We start from the raw sequence: 14,624 nt of genomic DNA on the forward strand, positions 1-14,624 counted from the left end.
ATCGGAACTATTAAATCTCACGATATAAAACCAATCATTCTTAAATCGGATCCCACAACTCATAATTTGACTTATCATTCATCATTAATGTCCTCCTAGCCCCGATAGCAATGGTTACCCCGCAGCTTGGATTGGCGAGTGGTTGGGGCTGAGCGTGGGAGCGTGCAGGCGCGAGGAGTATGAATGAATAGCGGGATACAGCTCCTGAAATTTGTTAAAGTATTTTCTCGCTATTCCTATATTATCGTGTGTATAAATCTTAATTAGGTATAATTCAAATCTAAGATGGAAGTTTCTCATTAAATTTCACAGGATGTTGAAAAAATGGTATATTAGAAAAGCGTAATCCGAAAAGCTATAATAGAGTAGGAAATATCAAAAACTAAATAACTATGAAAAATCTGGTAAAGATTTCAAGAGAGAGTTTAAAATCACTTAAAGGAAGCGGTGGCCCAGGTTGCCCGGATGATCCGGCATTTGGAATGTGTTATCCTCCGGGATGGCCTAATGGAATTTGTTTGAGCAAATATCAATGCTGTATGAGGCTGGGCGGCCCTATAGAATTTTGTAAAGAAGAATATGGAAACTAATATTCCTATAATTTAAAGGTATAAATAAAAATACGGCTATCTCAAACTGAAATAGCCGTGTTTATTTTATAAATATATTGTAATCAGACTTGAATTACTCCTAAGTTGAATTTCTCAGTGATAGGAGAATTGTTGGCAGCTTCAATACCCATGGAGATCCATTTTCTTGTATCTACAGGGTTAATAATCGCATCTGTCCATAATCTTGCTGCGGCATAGGTAGATTCAGTTTGTTTCTGATATTTCTTAGAAATCGTATCCAGAATCTCATTGTGCTCTTCTTCAGATATTTCCTTTCCTTGTTTTTTCAATGTTGATTCCTGGATCTGAGCAAGCACTTTTGCGGCCTGCGCACCTCCCATTACAGCTAAATCTGCCCAAGGCCATGCTACAATTAACCTAGGATCATAAGCTTTACCACACATCGCATAGTTTCCTGCTCCGTAAGAGTTTCCTGTAATGATGGTGAATTTAGGAACTACAGAATTGGAAACTGCGTTTACCATTTTAGCTCCGTCTTTAATGATTCCGCCATGTTCTGATTTGGAACCTACCATGAATCCGGTAACATCCTGTAAGAAAATTAAAGGGATCTTTCTTTGATTGCAGTTGGCAATGAAACGTGTTGCTTTATCTGCAGAATCTGAGTAGATTACGCCTCCAAACTGCATTTCTCCTTTTCCACTTTTAACCAATTTTCTCTGGTTGGCTACAATCCCTACAGACCACCCGTCAACTCTTGCCGTTGCACAGATAATACTTTTACCGTAGTCTGGTTTGTATTCTTCATATTCAGAGTTATCCACAATACATTTGATAATTTCGTAAGTATCATATTGCTCAGCTCTGGAAACCGGCATAATTCCGAAAATGTTTTCAGGGTTTTCTTTTGGAGGGAAACTTTCTATTCTGTCAAAACCTGCTTTTTCAGTTGTTCCAAGAGATTTCATGATGTTTTTGATTCTATTCAAAGCATCTTTATCATCTTTCGCTTTATAATCTGTTACTCCTGAAATAGAGCAGTGCGTAGTAGCACCACCCAATGTCTCATTATCGATGCTTTCTCCAATAGCTGCTTTTACAAGATAGCTTCCGGCAAGGAAAATAGAACCTGTTTTATCCACAATCATTGCTTCATCACTCATAATGGGAAGATAAGCTCCTCCAGCCACACAGCTGCCCATAACGGCAGAAATCTGGATGATTCCCATAGAACTCATTTTGGCATTATTTCTGAAAATTCTTCCGAAATGCTCTTTATCCGGGAAAATCTCATCCTGCATAGGAAGGTAAACACCAGCTGAGTCTACCAAGTAAATGATAGGAAGTTTGTTTTCCATAGCAATTTCCTGTGCTCTCAGATTTTTCTTTCCTGTGATAGGAAACCACGCTCCGGCTTTTACAGAAGCATCATTGGCAACAATGATACATTGTCTCCCTGAAACGTAACCTATCACTACTACAACTCCTCCGCTAGGACATCCTCCATGTTCTTTATACATCTCAAAACCTGCAAATGCACCTACTTCTATAGAATCTGAATCTTTATCGAGAAGATAATCCACTCTTTCTCTTGCTGTCATTTTTCCTTCATCACGAAGCTTTTGAAGCCTCTTCTCACCACCTCCTTTTTTGATTTCAGTGAGTAAGCGATTTATTTCAGATAATTTTAATCTGTTCTGATCTTCTCGTTTATTGAATTCGATGTCCATAAAATTTTCAATTTTTTACGCTTAAAGATACTATTTTTATGAGGAATATGAATTGGAAGTAAAACAGATGTTTAATTATTTGGTTTCTAGTAAATTGTGAATTTTTTAACTAAAAAATATTTTTAAATAATTTATATTTTTTCTAACTTTACATTAGAGTAACAGAGGTGATATTCTCTGCAAAATACTCTAAGTTCCTAGTTTATTTTTTTAATAGTTTATTATTTGAAGGCCCTGAAAGTTTAACAAATTTTCAGGGTTTTTTTTATTACTGTGTGTGCAATAATTAGTAATACTTTCTATATTCTACAATATTCAGGTCCATAAGATGATTCTTGTTTTTTTTATATTTTTTAGCAGGAATAAAACCTAATTTTTCCGGAATTTTTCTGCTGGCTATATTTTCTTCATCTACAGGATATAAAATATACTTAAAAGTGAAATTCTTTTCCAGAAACTCTATGAGGGCTTTTATGATTTCAGTTCCCAATCCTTTTCCTTGAGAACTCTTTTTTAGCCATAGACCAAGCTCAACAGATTCTTTTGTTATATTATGGATACCACAACATCCTGCAAAGTCACCATCAGAGTCCAGGGCAACCATTACCAGATCTGTGTTTTGTAATAAAGTTCTTTTTGATTCATTAACAAAAGTGATTATATCCTGTCTGCTACCTTGCGGGTCAAAAGGCATGTATCTGGTAACCTCATTGGTAAAATGTTCTAAAATATCATCTATGTATAAGTCTTTAACAGGTCGTAAGACCAGACGTTTTGTTTTGATTTCAATAGTTGGACTTAATATCATATTGTAATTCTGATGTTTTGATTAAATGAATAGAAAAGGGTCTGTATTAGGTGAAAAACTATTAAAAACTTTATTTATCATCTTTTTATTAATGTAAATTTATATTTTTTGTAAGATTTATAAAAGCGTATTTGTAAATTTGCACGTTAAAAATTCTAAGGAGATAGGTTATGCATAAATTGGCGCTTTTCAGGTTACACTTAATTGTATTTTTGTGGGGGTTCACCGCAATTTTAGGAAAATTGATTCATGCCAATGCACAGATTCTTGTGTTTTACAGAATGTTGTTTGCTTCTATTTTTCTTTTTGTATTTATCCGGGTTTTTAAGAAGGATAGCATAAAGGTTTCAAAAAAGATATTTTTTCAACTGGCAGCAATAGGTTTGGCTATGGCGCTCCATTGGTACTGTTTCTTTTACTCTATTAAGGTCTCGAATGTTTCCATTGCATTGAGCTGTCTTTCATTATCCACACTTTTTGCCTCCATTCTGGAACCTATTATTTTCAAAAGAAAAATTGATGTATCGGAAGTGGTGATGGGAACGGTTATCGTTGCCTGTATATTATTAATCTTTAAGACCGAGTTTCATTTCAAAGAGGGTATTATTTATGGAATTCTTTGCGCAGTATTTGGAACAATTTTTTCGGTTTTTAATGGTAAAATGTTTGGTAAAACAAGTTCAGGAAACATTATTTTTTATGAAATATTCTGTGGTTGGTTCATTTTAATGGTATTTTATTTGCTTTCGGGGCAAATTTTTCAAATGAATGAAATAAACTACCGGGATTTGGCGTTAATATGCTTGTTAGCCAGTGTTTTTACCGCTTTTCCCATGCTGGAATCGGTGAATTTAATGAAATATATATCACCCTTTACTTTAATTTTAACAGTTAATTTAGAACCTGTTTACGGAATTATACTAGCTTTTTTTATCTTTGGGGAATCAGAACATATGAGCCCTATATTTTATGTGGCTTCAGGTGTTATGATACTGGCAATCATTGTAAATGGATTAATTAAAGCCAGAAAAACTAAAAACTTAAACTAAGCATCAAATTTATATGATGAAAAAATATTTTTTACTTGCATTTTCACTGCTGTTTGGGCTTTCTCAATCTCAGATTATCAGGAAATATTCCAATGAATTTTTAAATATCGGAGCCGGAGCAAGAGGACTTGCAATGGGAGGGGCAGTAATCACCAATCAGGATGATGTATATTCTCCCATGTGGAACCCTGCAGGTTTAATGTCTATTGAAAGAGACTGGCAAGGAGCAGCAATGCACGCTGAGTACTTTGAGTCTATCGCAAAATATGATTATCTGGCATACGCAAAAGTGCTTGAAGAAGGTGTTTTTGGTGTTTCTGTGGTAAGACTTGGAGTAGATAATATTTTGAATACAACCCAAATGATCGATTCTGAAGGGAATATTGATTATGATAAAATCACAAAATTCTCTCAATCCGATTATGCAGCCATTCTTTCTTATGCATTCAGGCCTGGTGGAAACCCTAAACTGGATGTGGGAGTAAATGCAAAGATTGTCTACAGAAATGTGGGTAAATTTGCAAACGGTTATGGATTCGGTTTTGATGTGGGAGCTACTTATAAAGCTGATAACGGATGGAAGTTCGGAGGTATGGTGAGAGATATTACCACTACGGTAAACTTCTGGACAATTAACCAGAAAGAACTTTCTACTGTTGTAAACGGAGAAGAGTTCAACCCTGCTCCGAAAGATAAACTGGAACTTACCATGCCTAAACTTAATGTGGGTGCCAGCAAATTATTCGAAATCAATAGCAGTGTGTACGTCTTACCGGAGGCAGGTTTGAATGTGGATTTTGCAAAGACAGCATCATTGATTTCCACAGATTTTGCAAGTATCAGCCCGTATGCCGGAGCTGAACTAGGGTATCAGAAAATGATTTTTGTAAGATTAGGGATTAACAGATTCCAGTCTATTACAGATATAGAAGATCTTAAAAGAAAAGTTTCTTTCCAGCCAAGTGCAGGTCTTGGAATTAGATACAGAGGGCTTACACTGGATTATGCGATTACGAATTCCGGGATAGGCGGATCTAATTTCTATTCCAACTTCTTCTCATTGAAACTGGATATGGGAGCATTCAGAAACGATTAAAATTTAAAAAAATGAAAAAGTTATCAATGCTGATGTTGGCAGTATGCTCAACAATTGCTTTCGCACAAAAGATTTCAGATTACAAATACGTTGCAGTTCCTGAAAAATTTGAAACATTTGGGGAAGATTATGGTTTGAAAGGCTTTTTGACCAAAGCTTTGACCGGGAAAAAGTACATAGTCCTTCCTGTCATTAAAGATAACTGGCCTTCAGAAGCTAAAGGTAATTTCTGTAACGTGGTTACTGCTGATCTCCTTAATGATAAAAATTTATTTAAAAATAAAGTAATACTCCAGTTTAAGGATTGTAATAATAATATGATTCTGGAATCTAAAGGAGGGTCAAGAATTAAAGAATTTGAAGAAGGATTGCAGGATGCTTTAAGAGAGGCTTTGATGAAAGTACCGGTTTCCAATCCGGTTGCGCTCTTACCAGCATCTAATAATACTGCTCAGCATACATCTCCTGAACCTGTAGCGTCTGTAGCATCTACAGTAACCCCTGAAGCCAATAATTACTCAAACGGGAAAATGGATCTTCAGAAAATCCAGATTGATTCCAATCAGTTTATTTTAGCAAAGTCTGGTAGTTCTGTACCGTTTGCGGTTTTCAAAGCAACATCAAAGAACTCTGTTTTCCTTGTAAAACTGGCTGATGGAAATACAACCATCGGATATTTTGAAAACGGAAATATTGTGATCGATATTCCACAGACTGACGGAAGATATTCCAAAGAAGTTTTTACAGCAAAATAATTTACATCAATAATAAAAAAATATTATCCTTAATTCATAACTTTTTAGAATTAAGGATTTATTTTAACTAATAGCTATGAAAAAAGTTTACATTTCTATATTGGCAATACTGTCAGTATTTTCGAGCGCACAAAGTGTATTTAATACCCAATTAAACGAAATTAATTTTGGAGCTTCCAGTGATCCTGATAATTTTATAAAATTCAATAATCATATTCTTTTCACAGCCACCAAGTCTACAGAGGAAGGAAGGGAACTGTGGAGCTTTGATCCGGGTACTCAAAAATCAATTCTGCTGAAGAATGTTTTTCCGGGATACAGTATTGGGATGGCGGGAGATCCGTCTTTTATGAGGCTCAATAATAAAATTTACTTTATAGCTGTACAAAGCAATAGTTCGTCCAATAATCAGCTTTGGGTTACAGACGGAACCCCAGTAGGAACATCCAAGGTGAAAGATCTGAATTTTGAGTTTTCGGTAGCTGCAAATGCTGCGGTTGGAAATAATATCTTTTTCTACCACCACAATGAACTTTGGTCTTACAATACCGCTACAGATAGCCTGCAGCTATTAAAAACATTTCAATATTCCGGTGATGTAAAAATGTATACCATGAATAATACTTTGTTCCTGGCAGCAGATGATGGCACACACGGAAAAGAGATATGGAAATCAGATGGAACCATTGCCGGAACATCTTTATTAAAGGATATTGTTCCCAATGCGGGTGGAAGTATTAATGGCGATTTTAAAGCACTGATCTTTAAAAATAAACTATACTTCGTTGTTAATCTTGGAACAGGAACAGCGGGATATGAATTATATTCAACAGATGGAACAGAAGCGGGAACAGTATCCATAAAATCTGTAGGTTATCCGCAGCTGGAAGGAGCTGCTGTTGATGATTATTTTGTTTTTACAGGATTTGATGCAGCAAATGGCTATGAACCATGGGTTTCTGACGGAACAACGGCAGGAACTTATCTGTTGAAAAATCTAATTCCTGGAGCTACAAGTTCTATGGCAATGAAGAAATTTGTAAAATATAATAACAAAATATTCTTTGAAAGTAGTGCCAACGGTGTTAACGCAGCGTATGGTAATTATATCTGGGAAACAGATGGTACAGAAGCCGGAACTGTTCTCTTCAATACGCACGCAGGAGCTTTGATTCATGGGAATAGTTCAGATAGTAATCATTTGATTCTTACGATGGCTAATTATGGAAACAGATATTGGGTAGTGAATGGAAATTCTTCACAAAGTTTTGAGATTACAGGACTTGGAATGCCAAATAATAATAGTTTTGTAGACCTGAATTCTAAAATTTATCTTACCGGAAATACCCCAAAATATGGCACTGAACTATTTTCACTAAATCCGGTGACCCATCAGACTGCGATGGCTTCGGACATCAGTAGATTTGAAAGTTCTTTGCCTCATGCATTTCAGATACTGAATGATGATCTTATTTTCATTGCGACAGACAGACAGTATAACAGCCAGATTTATAAGAGAAATAAAATCACACAGCAGATTGAGAGAATATCCAGCTTTGGAGGAAATTCGTTTATAGGTATGGGCAGTGACTTTAATGATAATTTCATTAAAGTAGGAAACTATCTTTATACTCCCGAAGCAGCTTACAGAACAGATGGTACAGAAGCCAATACTTTGTCAATATCATCCCCCAATATTACCAGCAGGGTACCATATACCAGCTTGAATGATAATACATTGCTTTTTGCCGGATATAATAATGTGGTAGGAACTGAACTTTGGAAGATTGATAATACTTCCAATACTGTTAGTATGGTTAAAGATATTTCCCAGGATAATATGGGAAGTCTTTATTCCGTAGATTCAAAAACTGCAATACTGAATGGTTTTGCTTATTTTGTGGCAAAAGATAATGGGAAATTGGGGATTTGGAAAACAGATGCTACTGAAGCCAATACCCAAAAGGTACTACAGTTCTCCTATCAGGATGGGACAGATGGAGATATTAAGGTACTGAATGCTTTTAATAATAAATTATTCTTTACAAAACAACAGGAAAATACTCCTGCGAATTACAGCTCCGGGCAAAACGAACTTTGGATTTCAAACGGTGATCAGGCATCTGCTATATTACTGAAATCTTACGCTGCTCCTTATGGCTCTTCAAGTATTGCGAGAGAAACAATAATATTTAATAATAAGCTTTTTTATGTCACTGCAGGTTATCCTTCCCCAGCGCTGCATTCTACAGATGGAACAGTTGCAGGGACAGAACAGATATTAGCGGGAAACTTTTTGGGTGATGTAAAATTTAAAAAATGTGGAAATCAGTTATTTTTTACCAATAACAATAGTACACAGTTGTGGAAAACAGATGGAACGGCAAATGGCACATCTGATTTATCCCAAAATTTTTCTTCAGTGAAAGATATGACGTGTGCCAACAATTATCTTTACTTTCTTAATGGAGATTCCCAAAAGGTATGGAAAAGTGACGGTGTTTCAACTTCTCCGATGGATATTTTCGTGACAAACGATGATAACCAGCTGTTGGTTAATGAAAATATTCAAAAAATGGGAACAGATGGTGAAAAATTATTTCTGACCATTAATACGAAAGAACATGGAAGTGAATTGTATATAGTGACTGATTCACTGCCTGTTTATCTGGCAATCCATGAAATATCCAGCGCAGAGATTAAAAAAGAAAATGCAGATCTGCAGATTTATCCTAATCCTGTTTCAGAATATTTTTCAATAAAACTGAACGAAAATTCTAAAATAGAAAACGTGAAAATTTTTGATGCCTCCGGAAAGCTTGTGAAGAATATTATAGATAATCATAAAAATATTAATGTAGCAGAACTTCCATCAGGAATATATTTTGTTAAGTTAAAAACAGCTAAAGGAGAATATTTGGGTAAGATTATAAAAAAATAATACGTGTAAAAGGCTCTTGAAAAAGAGCCTTTTATAATATATATGTTGATGTGTTTTTCATTTTTTGAAAATTTGAACATAGTCTCCTACAAAGAGGGAGGTAACCTGAGTATTCAAATGCTAAATGAGAATGTGAAAAAGATTTACAAAAAGAGAAAAATTTTCACAGTATTATTGTTATTAGTTGATATTACTAATTTATGAAAAAAACACATATAATACTATTTATTAGTGAAATATTTGCTTTTTAACATTTTTTATTATTGTGTTTTCTTTGTGTTAAAGGAATTGTTGGTTTTTGTCCCTAAATGAGAAAATGGGAAATGAATATAAAATGTTGTAAAAATAGTAGGTTTTATTTGTGAAAATTTAACTGTTGGATTACAAATATTATCAAGGAGCATTAAAAAACTCCCAAATTACTTTAGCCTTACTTTTCCCTAAAATTTCCTCCAGAGTTTCCAGATTGGCTTCCTTGATACGTTTTACAGACTTTAACTTAGACAGAAGCAGTTCAATAGTTTTTTCTCCCACACCGGGAATTTCTTCCAACTCAGATTTTATAGTAGAATTTTTCCTTCTTGTTCTGTGGTGTTTTACCCCGAATCGGTGAGCTTCGTCACGGACACGCTGAAGGATTTTCAACGTTTCAGATTTTTTATCAAGATATAAAGGAATAGAATCTTCAGGGAAGAAAATTTCTTCCAGTCTTTTGGCAATACCTACAATGGTAATCTTGCCATAAAGTCCCAATAATCTCAGGCTCTTTACAGCAGAAGACAGCTGCCCCTTTCCTCCATCAATCAGAATCAGCTGAGGAAGATCTTCACCTTCATCAAGCATCCTTTTATAACGGCGGTAGATCACTTCTTCCATAGTTGCAAAATCGTTCGGTCCTTCCACTGTTTTCGGATGGAAAATTCTGTAATCTGCCTTGCTAGGTCTTCCATCTTTGAAAACAACACATGCTGACACAGGATTGGTACCCTGAATGTTTGAGTTATCAAAACCTTCAATATGTCTTGGCTCTACAGGCATTCTCAGAAGTTTCTGCATCTCGGCCATGATTCTGTTGGTATGTCTTTCAGGATCTATAATCTGAACCTGTTTCAGCTTTTCCAGACGATATTCTTTAGCATTCTTTTCAGAAAGCTCTACAATTCTTTTTTTATCTCCTACTTTAGGAACAATCAATTTTACATTCGGGATTTCTACAGACAAATGGAAGGGTAAAAGGACTTCTTTAGAATCAGAAGAAAACTTCTGACGGATTTCTATTAATGCTTCTTCCAGAATATCTTCATCCGTTTCTTCGAGAATCTTTTTGATCTCAGTAGTAAAACTCTGGATAATATTTCCATTTCTGATTTTAAAGAAATTGACATAAGCAGCCGTTTCATCACTGGTCATCCCAAAAACATCCACATCATCAATATTCGGATTCACTACCGTGTTTTTAGCCTGATAATCCTCAAGAATGTCCAGTCTTTCCTTAATAATCTGAGCTTGTTCAAACTGAAGATTGGAAGCCAGTTTCATCATCTGATTCACCAGATAATCTTTTGCTTTCCGGAAATCTCCTTTGATAATCCCACGGATGGCATCTATTTTTTCATCATACTCTTCCTTACTTTCCAGATCTTCGCATGGTCCTTCACAGTTTTTAATATGATACTCCAGGCAGACCTTGTATTTTCCTTCTGCAATCTTGGCTGGAGAAAGATTCAGGTTACAGGTTCTGAGTTTGTAAATATGTTTGATTGTGTCTAATAAAATCTTTGCAGGGCGCACCTTTGCATAGGGACCGTAATATTCTGATCCGTCTTTAATGACATTTCTTGTCAGGAAAATTCTTGGAAAATCTTCATTTTTAATACAAATCCATGGATAAGTTTTATCATCCTTCAGCATGACATTATAAAACGGCTGATGCTCCTTAATCAGGTTGTTTTCCAATAAAAGCGCATCATATTCACTGTTTACAATGGTTGTTTCCAGTCGCTGGATTTTGCTGACCATTATTTTGATTCTGTATCCGGAAAGATTTTTATTGAAGTAGGAAAGAACCCTTTTTTTAAGATTTTTAGCTTTCCCAACATACAAAAGCTGTTCATTCTTATCATAATAACGATAAACGCCGGGTTCGGATGGTAAGGTTTTGAGCTGTAGTTCTAAAGAAGGATTCATATAACAAAATTAAGGAAACTTTCCCTATTTAAAAAAGAAAAACCTGCAGAGAATCTACAGGCTTTATTGTATGGTTCAAAGGATTTTATCCGTTAGTCATTGTAGTGTACTCATTCACAAGAAAACTGAAGTAATCCCATTCCACAGAGTTTTTAGGATATTTTTTCATGAAATCCTGATTATCTCCAAAAAGGAAATCATAATTATCTTCAAAATCATCTTTATGCAGCCACATTACTTTGTTGCCCTTTTTTACGTAATAAGATTTAATAACCCCGCCACCAAGCTGTGGAGAACCCATTACAGAAAAACCTGTTGTTTCTTTAGCTCTGGGATCGTGGTATACTGAAATAATATCATCAAAACCTGGATTGATAACCTGCATCAGGAATTCCTTATCATCTTTTTTATTCTTTAGAGAAACCGTCTGATTCACAAAATAAATTCTGTCATTATTGGTGTTTTTAGTCAGCTTCTTAGTTCCGAAGTTTCTGATGTTCCCCATGTATTTGGCCACTTTTGCAATTTTTTCAGCATTGCTTGGATATACATACATTTCGTTGATCTGATAAGCATTGAATGTAGTATTCTTCTTGGTAACACTGTCTTTGATAGCTACTTCGTAAATCTGTCCTTTTTTAGTTTCGATCTTGTTACAGAATCCTTTGTAGGTAGTTCCGTCTTTCAGGAGAATCGTAGAAGTTTTCTTAGGAGATGGACTATTGAAACCTTCATTAAAAAGATAAGTTTCCATTTTTTTGATATCCTCTTTAGAATATTTTACTTTCTGGGCGAAAGCAGTTGTGCTTGCTACACATACGGCAAGGAATAGAGTTTTCAGTCTCATGTTATTGTTTTTAATTTTCGGGGCTAAAAATAGTAAATTAATTCGCTTGTTTTATAAAAATATAGAAGATTAAAATTTAGCTTTTCCAATTATTGTTAAATGCGTAATTTTAAAGAAATTTTTTTAGAAATGATATACGGAGTAGATGTTTTTACTTTCCATGATGTTCTGGAAATCTGTAAAAAGCCAAATAAAGCCAAGCTTAATAAAGCCGCAAAAGAACAAATCTTAAAATCACAGAAAAACGTACAGAAAATAGTAGAGTCTGACAGATGTGTATATGGAATCAATACCGGGTTCGGACCATTATGTGATACTAAAATTTCAGCTGACGAAACCGCCCAGTTACAATATAACCTGATTATTTCCCATGCGGTGGGAGTAGGAAAGCCTATTGATAAAGAACTTTCCAAGATCATGATGATTGCTAAAGTACATGCTCTTTCGAAAGGATTTTCAGGAGTTTCCCTGGAAGTTATTGAAAGAATGATCCTGATGCTTGAAAAAGATATCATCCCGGTGGTTCCTGAACAGGGATCTGTAGGAGCTTCAGGAGATCTTGCTCCGTTAGCACATCTGGTATTGCCTTTATTGGGGTTAGGACAGGTTTGGGAAGGAGATAAGGTTTCTGAAACAATGGAAGTGCTGAAAAAACATGACCTTGAACCATTAGCATTAGGCCCAAAAGAAGGGTTGGGATTAATCAACGGTACACAGTTTATCCTTGCTCATGCAATCAAAGGACTTGAAAAATTTGAGTATTTACTAGACCTTGCTGATATGACAGCTGCTATGAGTATTGAAGCTTACAGAGGTTCAGAAAGCCCTTTTAAAAAAGAACTTCATGAGATCAGACCTTTTGAAGGCAGTAAAAAAGTGGCGGCAAGAATGGTTAAATTCCTGAAAGGATCACAAAATATGAAAGCTCACGAAGATTGTGAGAGAGTTCAGGATCCTTACTCTATGAGATGTGTGCCACAGGTTCACGGAGCCAGCAGAAATGCTTTTGAACACCTTAGAGGGATGGCAGAAACAGAATTGAACTCTGTAACAGATAATCCGATTGTATTAAGTGCCGAAGAATCTATTTCAGGTGGAAACTTCCACGGACAGCTGATGGCATTGCCTTTAGATTATGCTACATTAGCCGCAGCAGAATTAGGGAATATTTCAGACAGAAGAAGCTATTTATTGTTAGAAGGAAAATACGGTCTTCCAAGATTATTGACCGAAAGCTCAGGATTAAATTCCGGATTTATGATTCCTCAGTATACTTCTGCAGCTTTGGTTACAGAAAATAAAACATTATGTTTCCCTGCATCAGCAGACTCTATTCCTACAAGTTTAGGGCAGGAGGATCATGTTTCTATGGGAAGTATTTCAGGAAGAAAATTCAATCAGGTTCTTGGAAATCTTGTGAACATTCTGTCTGTTGAGCTGATGTTTGCCGCTCAGGGACTTGAATTCAGAAGACCAGCAAAATGCTCTAAAGTAATTGAAGAAAACTTTACGATTCTTCGTTCTAAAGTTGCAAAACTTGAAGACGACCGACTGATCGGTAAAGATATGCTGGCAATTGCAGAGTTGATCAATGAGAGAAAGTTTATTGTTGATGTAAAATAAGAAATGAGAAAGGCGATTATTTTATGTTTCTTTTTGCTGGGGATAAATGCTTTTTCTCAGTCAAATGAAGCAAAATTGAAAGAACTGATCACTTTAACAAGATCAGATAAGATGTTGTCTATAGCTTTTCAACAATTTATGGATCATTATAACAATAGGTATAAAGATTTACCGGATAGTTTTTGGGATGAGTTTAAAAAAGACATGTCTCTAGAGAAAATTTTTGCGTTGTACATTCCTGTCTATAAAAAGTATTTTACAGATTCGGACGTTGATGAGCTCATTAAATTTTATAAAACTCCGGCTGGTCAGAAAATGATTGAAAATATGCCCAACTTAATGAATGATTCAATGAAAATTGGAACTGATTATGCACAAGCATTAGATAAAAGGGTTAATGAAAAATTGAATAAACATTATCACTTTCAGGATCCACCTCCACCAGCTCCATAAAAATAAAGGCTTCCGAAAGGGAGCTTTTTGTTTTCCCAAATCTTTAAATTATTAAATTTTTTAATCTTTTAATCAAACAAAATGCACATACTAAGAACAGATTCCACCAACATAGATTTTCAAAAATTAGTAAAATCCCTAGATGCTGTTTTAGCTAAACATAATGGTGAAAACGATGGCTTCTTTGCTCAGTTCAATACAATTGATACCCTTAAAAACTGCGTAGTAGTTTACATAGATGGTATTCCTACAGCTTGCGGTGCATTCAAACCATTTTCAGAAGATGCGGTAGAAATAAAAAGAATGTTTACGCATCCGGAATTCAGAAAAAAAGGATTGGGCTCAGCAATTGTAAAAGAACTCGAAAACTGGGCATCCGAATTGAATTTTAAAAAAGCAGTATTGGAGACTTCTCAAGACCTTAAAAGTGCAATCTCTGTATACGAAAAAAGTGGTTTTTACAGAATACCAAATTATGGACAATACGTTGGAATAGAGCAAAGTGTCTGTTACGAGAAAGGATTGTAATTTAATATTCATGTAATGGTAAATTCTTTTTTTTT

At 35.2% G+C, this 14,624-nt stretch carries 12 protein-coding genes; 8 read left to right on the plus strand and 4 right to left on the minus strand.

The genetic code is table 11. From position 1 onward, the window contains the following. Positions 1–392 precede the first annotated feature (392 nt). On the plus strand, positions 393–590 hold the full coding sequence (locus tag ODR02_RS12675) for a hypothetical protein (RefSeq protein ID WP_149835059.1): 198 nt from the start codon (positions 393–395) through the stop codon (positions 588–590). A gap of 83 nt (positions 591–673) precedes the next feature. On the opposite strand, the gene ODR02_RS12680 is transcribed toward ODR02_RS12675, so the two are convergent. Both ODR02_RS12680 and ODR02_RS12685 read right to left on the minus strand, forming a co-directional pair. Further along, on the minus strand, positions 674–2,302 hold the full coding sequence (locus tag ODR02_RS12680; RefSeq protein ID WP_209786028.1) for an acyl-CoA carboxylase subunit beta: 1,629 nt from the start codon (positions 2,300–2,302) through the stop codon (positions 674–676). A gap of 286 nt (positions 2,303–2,588) precedes the next feature. Then, the gene (locus ODR02_RS12685; RefSeq protein ID WP_209786027.1) at positions 2,589–3,110 is read right to left on the minus strand and encodes a GNAT family N-acetyltransferase; all 522 of its coding nucleotides are present in this window, start codon (positions 3,108–3,110) and stop codon (positions 2,589–2,591) included. 170 nt (positions 3,111–3,280) lie between these two features. Between ODR02_RS12685 and ODR02_RS12690 the strand changes: the two genes are divergently transcribed. The 4 genes from ODR02_RS12690 to ODR02_RS12705 all read left to right on the plus strand — a co-directional run bounded on the left by ODR02_RS12690 (position 3,281) and on the right by ODR02_RS12705 (position 8,951). Then, positions 3,281–4,159, plus strand: coding sequence for a DMT family transporter (locus ODR02_RS12690; protein ID WP_209786026.1), 879 nt, complete (start codon positions 3,281–3,283; stop codon positions 4,157–4,159). Between the two features lie 13 nt (positions 4,160–4,172). Then, complete coding sequence (locus ODR02_RS12695) at positions 4,173–5,255, plus strand: PorV/PorQ family protein (RefSeq protein WP_209786025.1); 1,083 nt, start codon at positions 4,173–4,175, stop codon at positions 5,253–5,255. A gap of 11 nt (positions 5,256–5,266) precedes the next feature. Further along, positions 5,267–6,010 (plus strand): hypothetical protein, encoded by a 744-nt coding sequence (locus ODR02_RS12700; RefSeq protein WP_309513166.1) that lies wholly within the window; start codon positions 5,267–5,269, stop codon positions 6,008–6,010. Positions 6,011–6,086: 76 nt separating this feature from the next. Continuing rightward, entirely contained in the window at positions 6,087–8,951 is a 2,865-nt protein-coding gene (locus tag ODR02_RS12705) for a T9SS type A sorting domain-containing protein (protein ID WP_309513165.1), read from the plus strand. Positions 8,952–9,344: 393 nt separating this feature from the next. Here ODR02_RS12705 and uvrC read toward each other — a convergent pair whose 3' ends face one another. Together uvrC and ODR02_RS12715 are read right to left on the minus strand one after the other, a co-directional pair. Continuing rightward, positions 9,345–11,138: an excinuclease ABC subunit UvrC gene (uvrC, locus tag ODR02_RS12710; RefSeq protein ID WP_209786022.1), complete on the minus strand. Its 1,794-nt coding sequence runs from the start codon at positions 11,136–11,138 to the stop codon at positions 9,345–9,347. A gap of 85 nt (positions 11,139–11,223) precedes the next feature. Further along, positions 11,224–11,985, minus strand: coding sequence for a hypothetical protein (locus tag ODR02_RS12715; protein ID WP_309513164.1), 762 nt, complete (start codon positions 11,983–11,985; stop codon positions 11,224–11,226). A gap of 129 nt (positions 11,986–12,114) precedes the next feature. On the opposite strand from ODR02_RS12715, the gene hutH reads away from it, so the two are divergent. The 3 genes from hutH (at position 12,115) to ODR02_RS12730 (ending at position 14,589) form a co-directional block, all read left to right on the plus strand. Next, positions 12,115–13,608 (plus strand): histidine ammonia-lyase, encoded by a 1,494-nt coding sequence (hutH, locus tag ODR02_RS12720; RefSeq protein ID WP_309513163.1) that lies wholly within the window; start codon positions 12,115–12,117, stop codon positions 13,606–13,608. 3 nt (positions 13,609–13,611) lie between these two features. Beyond that, positions 13,612–14,061: a DUF2059 domain-containing protein gene (locus ODR02_RS12725; RefSeq protein WP_309513162.1), complete on the plus strand. Its 450-nt coding sequence runs from the start codon at positions 13,612–13,614 to the stop codon at positions 14,059–14,061. Positions 14,062–14,142: 81 nt separating this feature from the next. Next, a complete protein-coding gene (locus tag ODR02_RS12730) occupies positions 14,143–14,589 on the plus strand; it encodes a GNAT family N-acetyltransferase (protein WP_309513161.1) in 447 nt (148 codons plus the stop codon). The last annotated feature ends 35 nt before the right edge of the window (positions 14,590–14,624 follow it).

Source organism: Chryseobacterium sp. CFS2 (genome assembly GCF_036543225.1).
Lineage (GTDB): Bacteria > Bacteroidota > Bacteroidia > Flavobacteriales > Weeksellaceae > Chryseobacterium > Chryseobacterium culicis_A.

Excerpts from the sequence above, each read along its gene's own strand:
- ODR02_RS12675 (WP_149835059.1), top strand. The coding sequence starts at position 393 with ATGAAAAATCTGGTAAAGATTTCAAGAGAGAGTTTAAAATCACTTAAA.
- ODR02_RS12680 (WP_209786028.1), bottom strand. The coding sequence starts at position 2,302 with ATGGACATCGAATTCAATAAACGAGAAGATCAGAACAGATTAAAATTA.
- ODR02_RS12685 (WP_209786027.1), bottom strand. The coding sequence starts at position 3,110 with ATGATATTAAGTCCAACTATTGAAATCAAAACAAAACGTCTGGTCTTA.
- ODR02_RS12690 (WP_209786026.1), top strand. The coding sequence starts at position 3,281 with ATGCATAAATTGGCGCTTTTCAGGTTACACTTAATTGTATTTTTGTGG.
- ODR02_RS12695 (WP_209786025.1), top strand. The coding sequence starts at position 4,173 with ATGATGAAAAAATATTTTTTACTTGCATTTTCACTGCTGTTTGGGCTT.
- ODR02_RS12700 (WP_309513166.1), top strand. The coding sequence starts at position 5,267 with ATGAAAAAGTTATCAATGCTGATGTTGGCAGTATGCTCAACAATTGCT.
- ODR02_RS12705 (WP_309513165.1), top strand. The coding sequence starts at position 6,087 with ATGAAAAAAGTTTACATTTCTATATTGGCAATACTGTCAGTATTTTCG.
- uvrC (WP_209786022.1), bottom strand. The coding sequence starts at position 11,138 with ATGAATCCTTCTTTAGAACTACAGCTCAAAACCTTACCATCCGAACCC.
- ODR02_RS12715 (WP_309513164.1), bottom strand. The coding sequence starts at position 11,985 with ATGAGACTGAAAACTCTATTCCTTGCCGTATGTGTAGCAAGCACAACT.
- hutH (WP_309513163.1), top strand. The coding sequence starts at position 12,115 with ATGATATACGGAGTAGATGTTTTTACTTTCCATGATGTTCTGGAAATC.
- ODR02_RS12725 (WP_309513162.1), top strand. The coding sequence starts at position 13,612 with ATGAGAAAGGCGATTATTTTATGTTTCTTTTTGCTGGGGATAAATGCT.
- ODR02_RS12730 (WP_309513161.1), top strand. The coding sequence starts at position 14,143 with ATGCACATACTAAGAACAGATTCCACCAACATAGATTTTCAAAAATTA.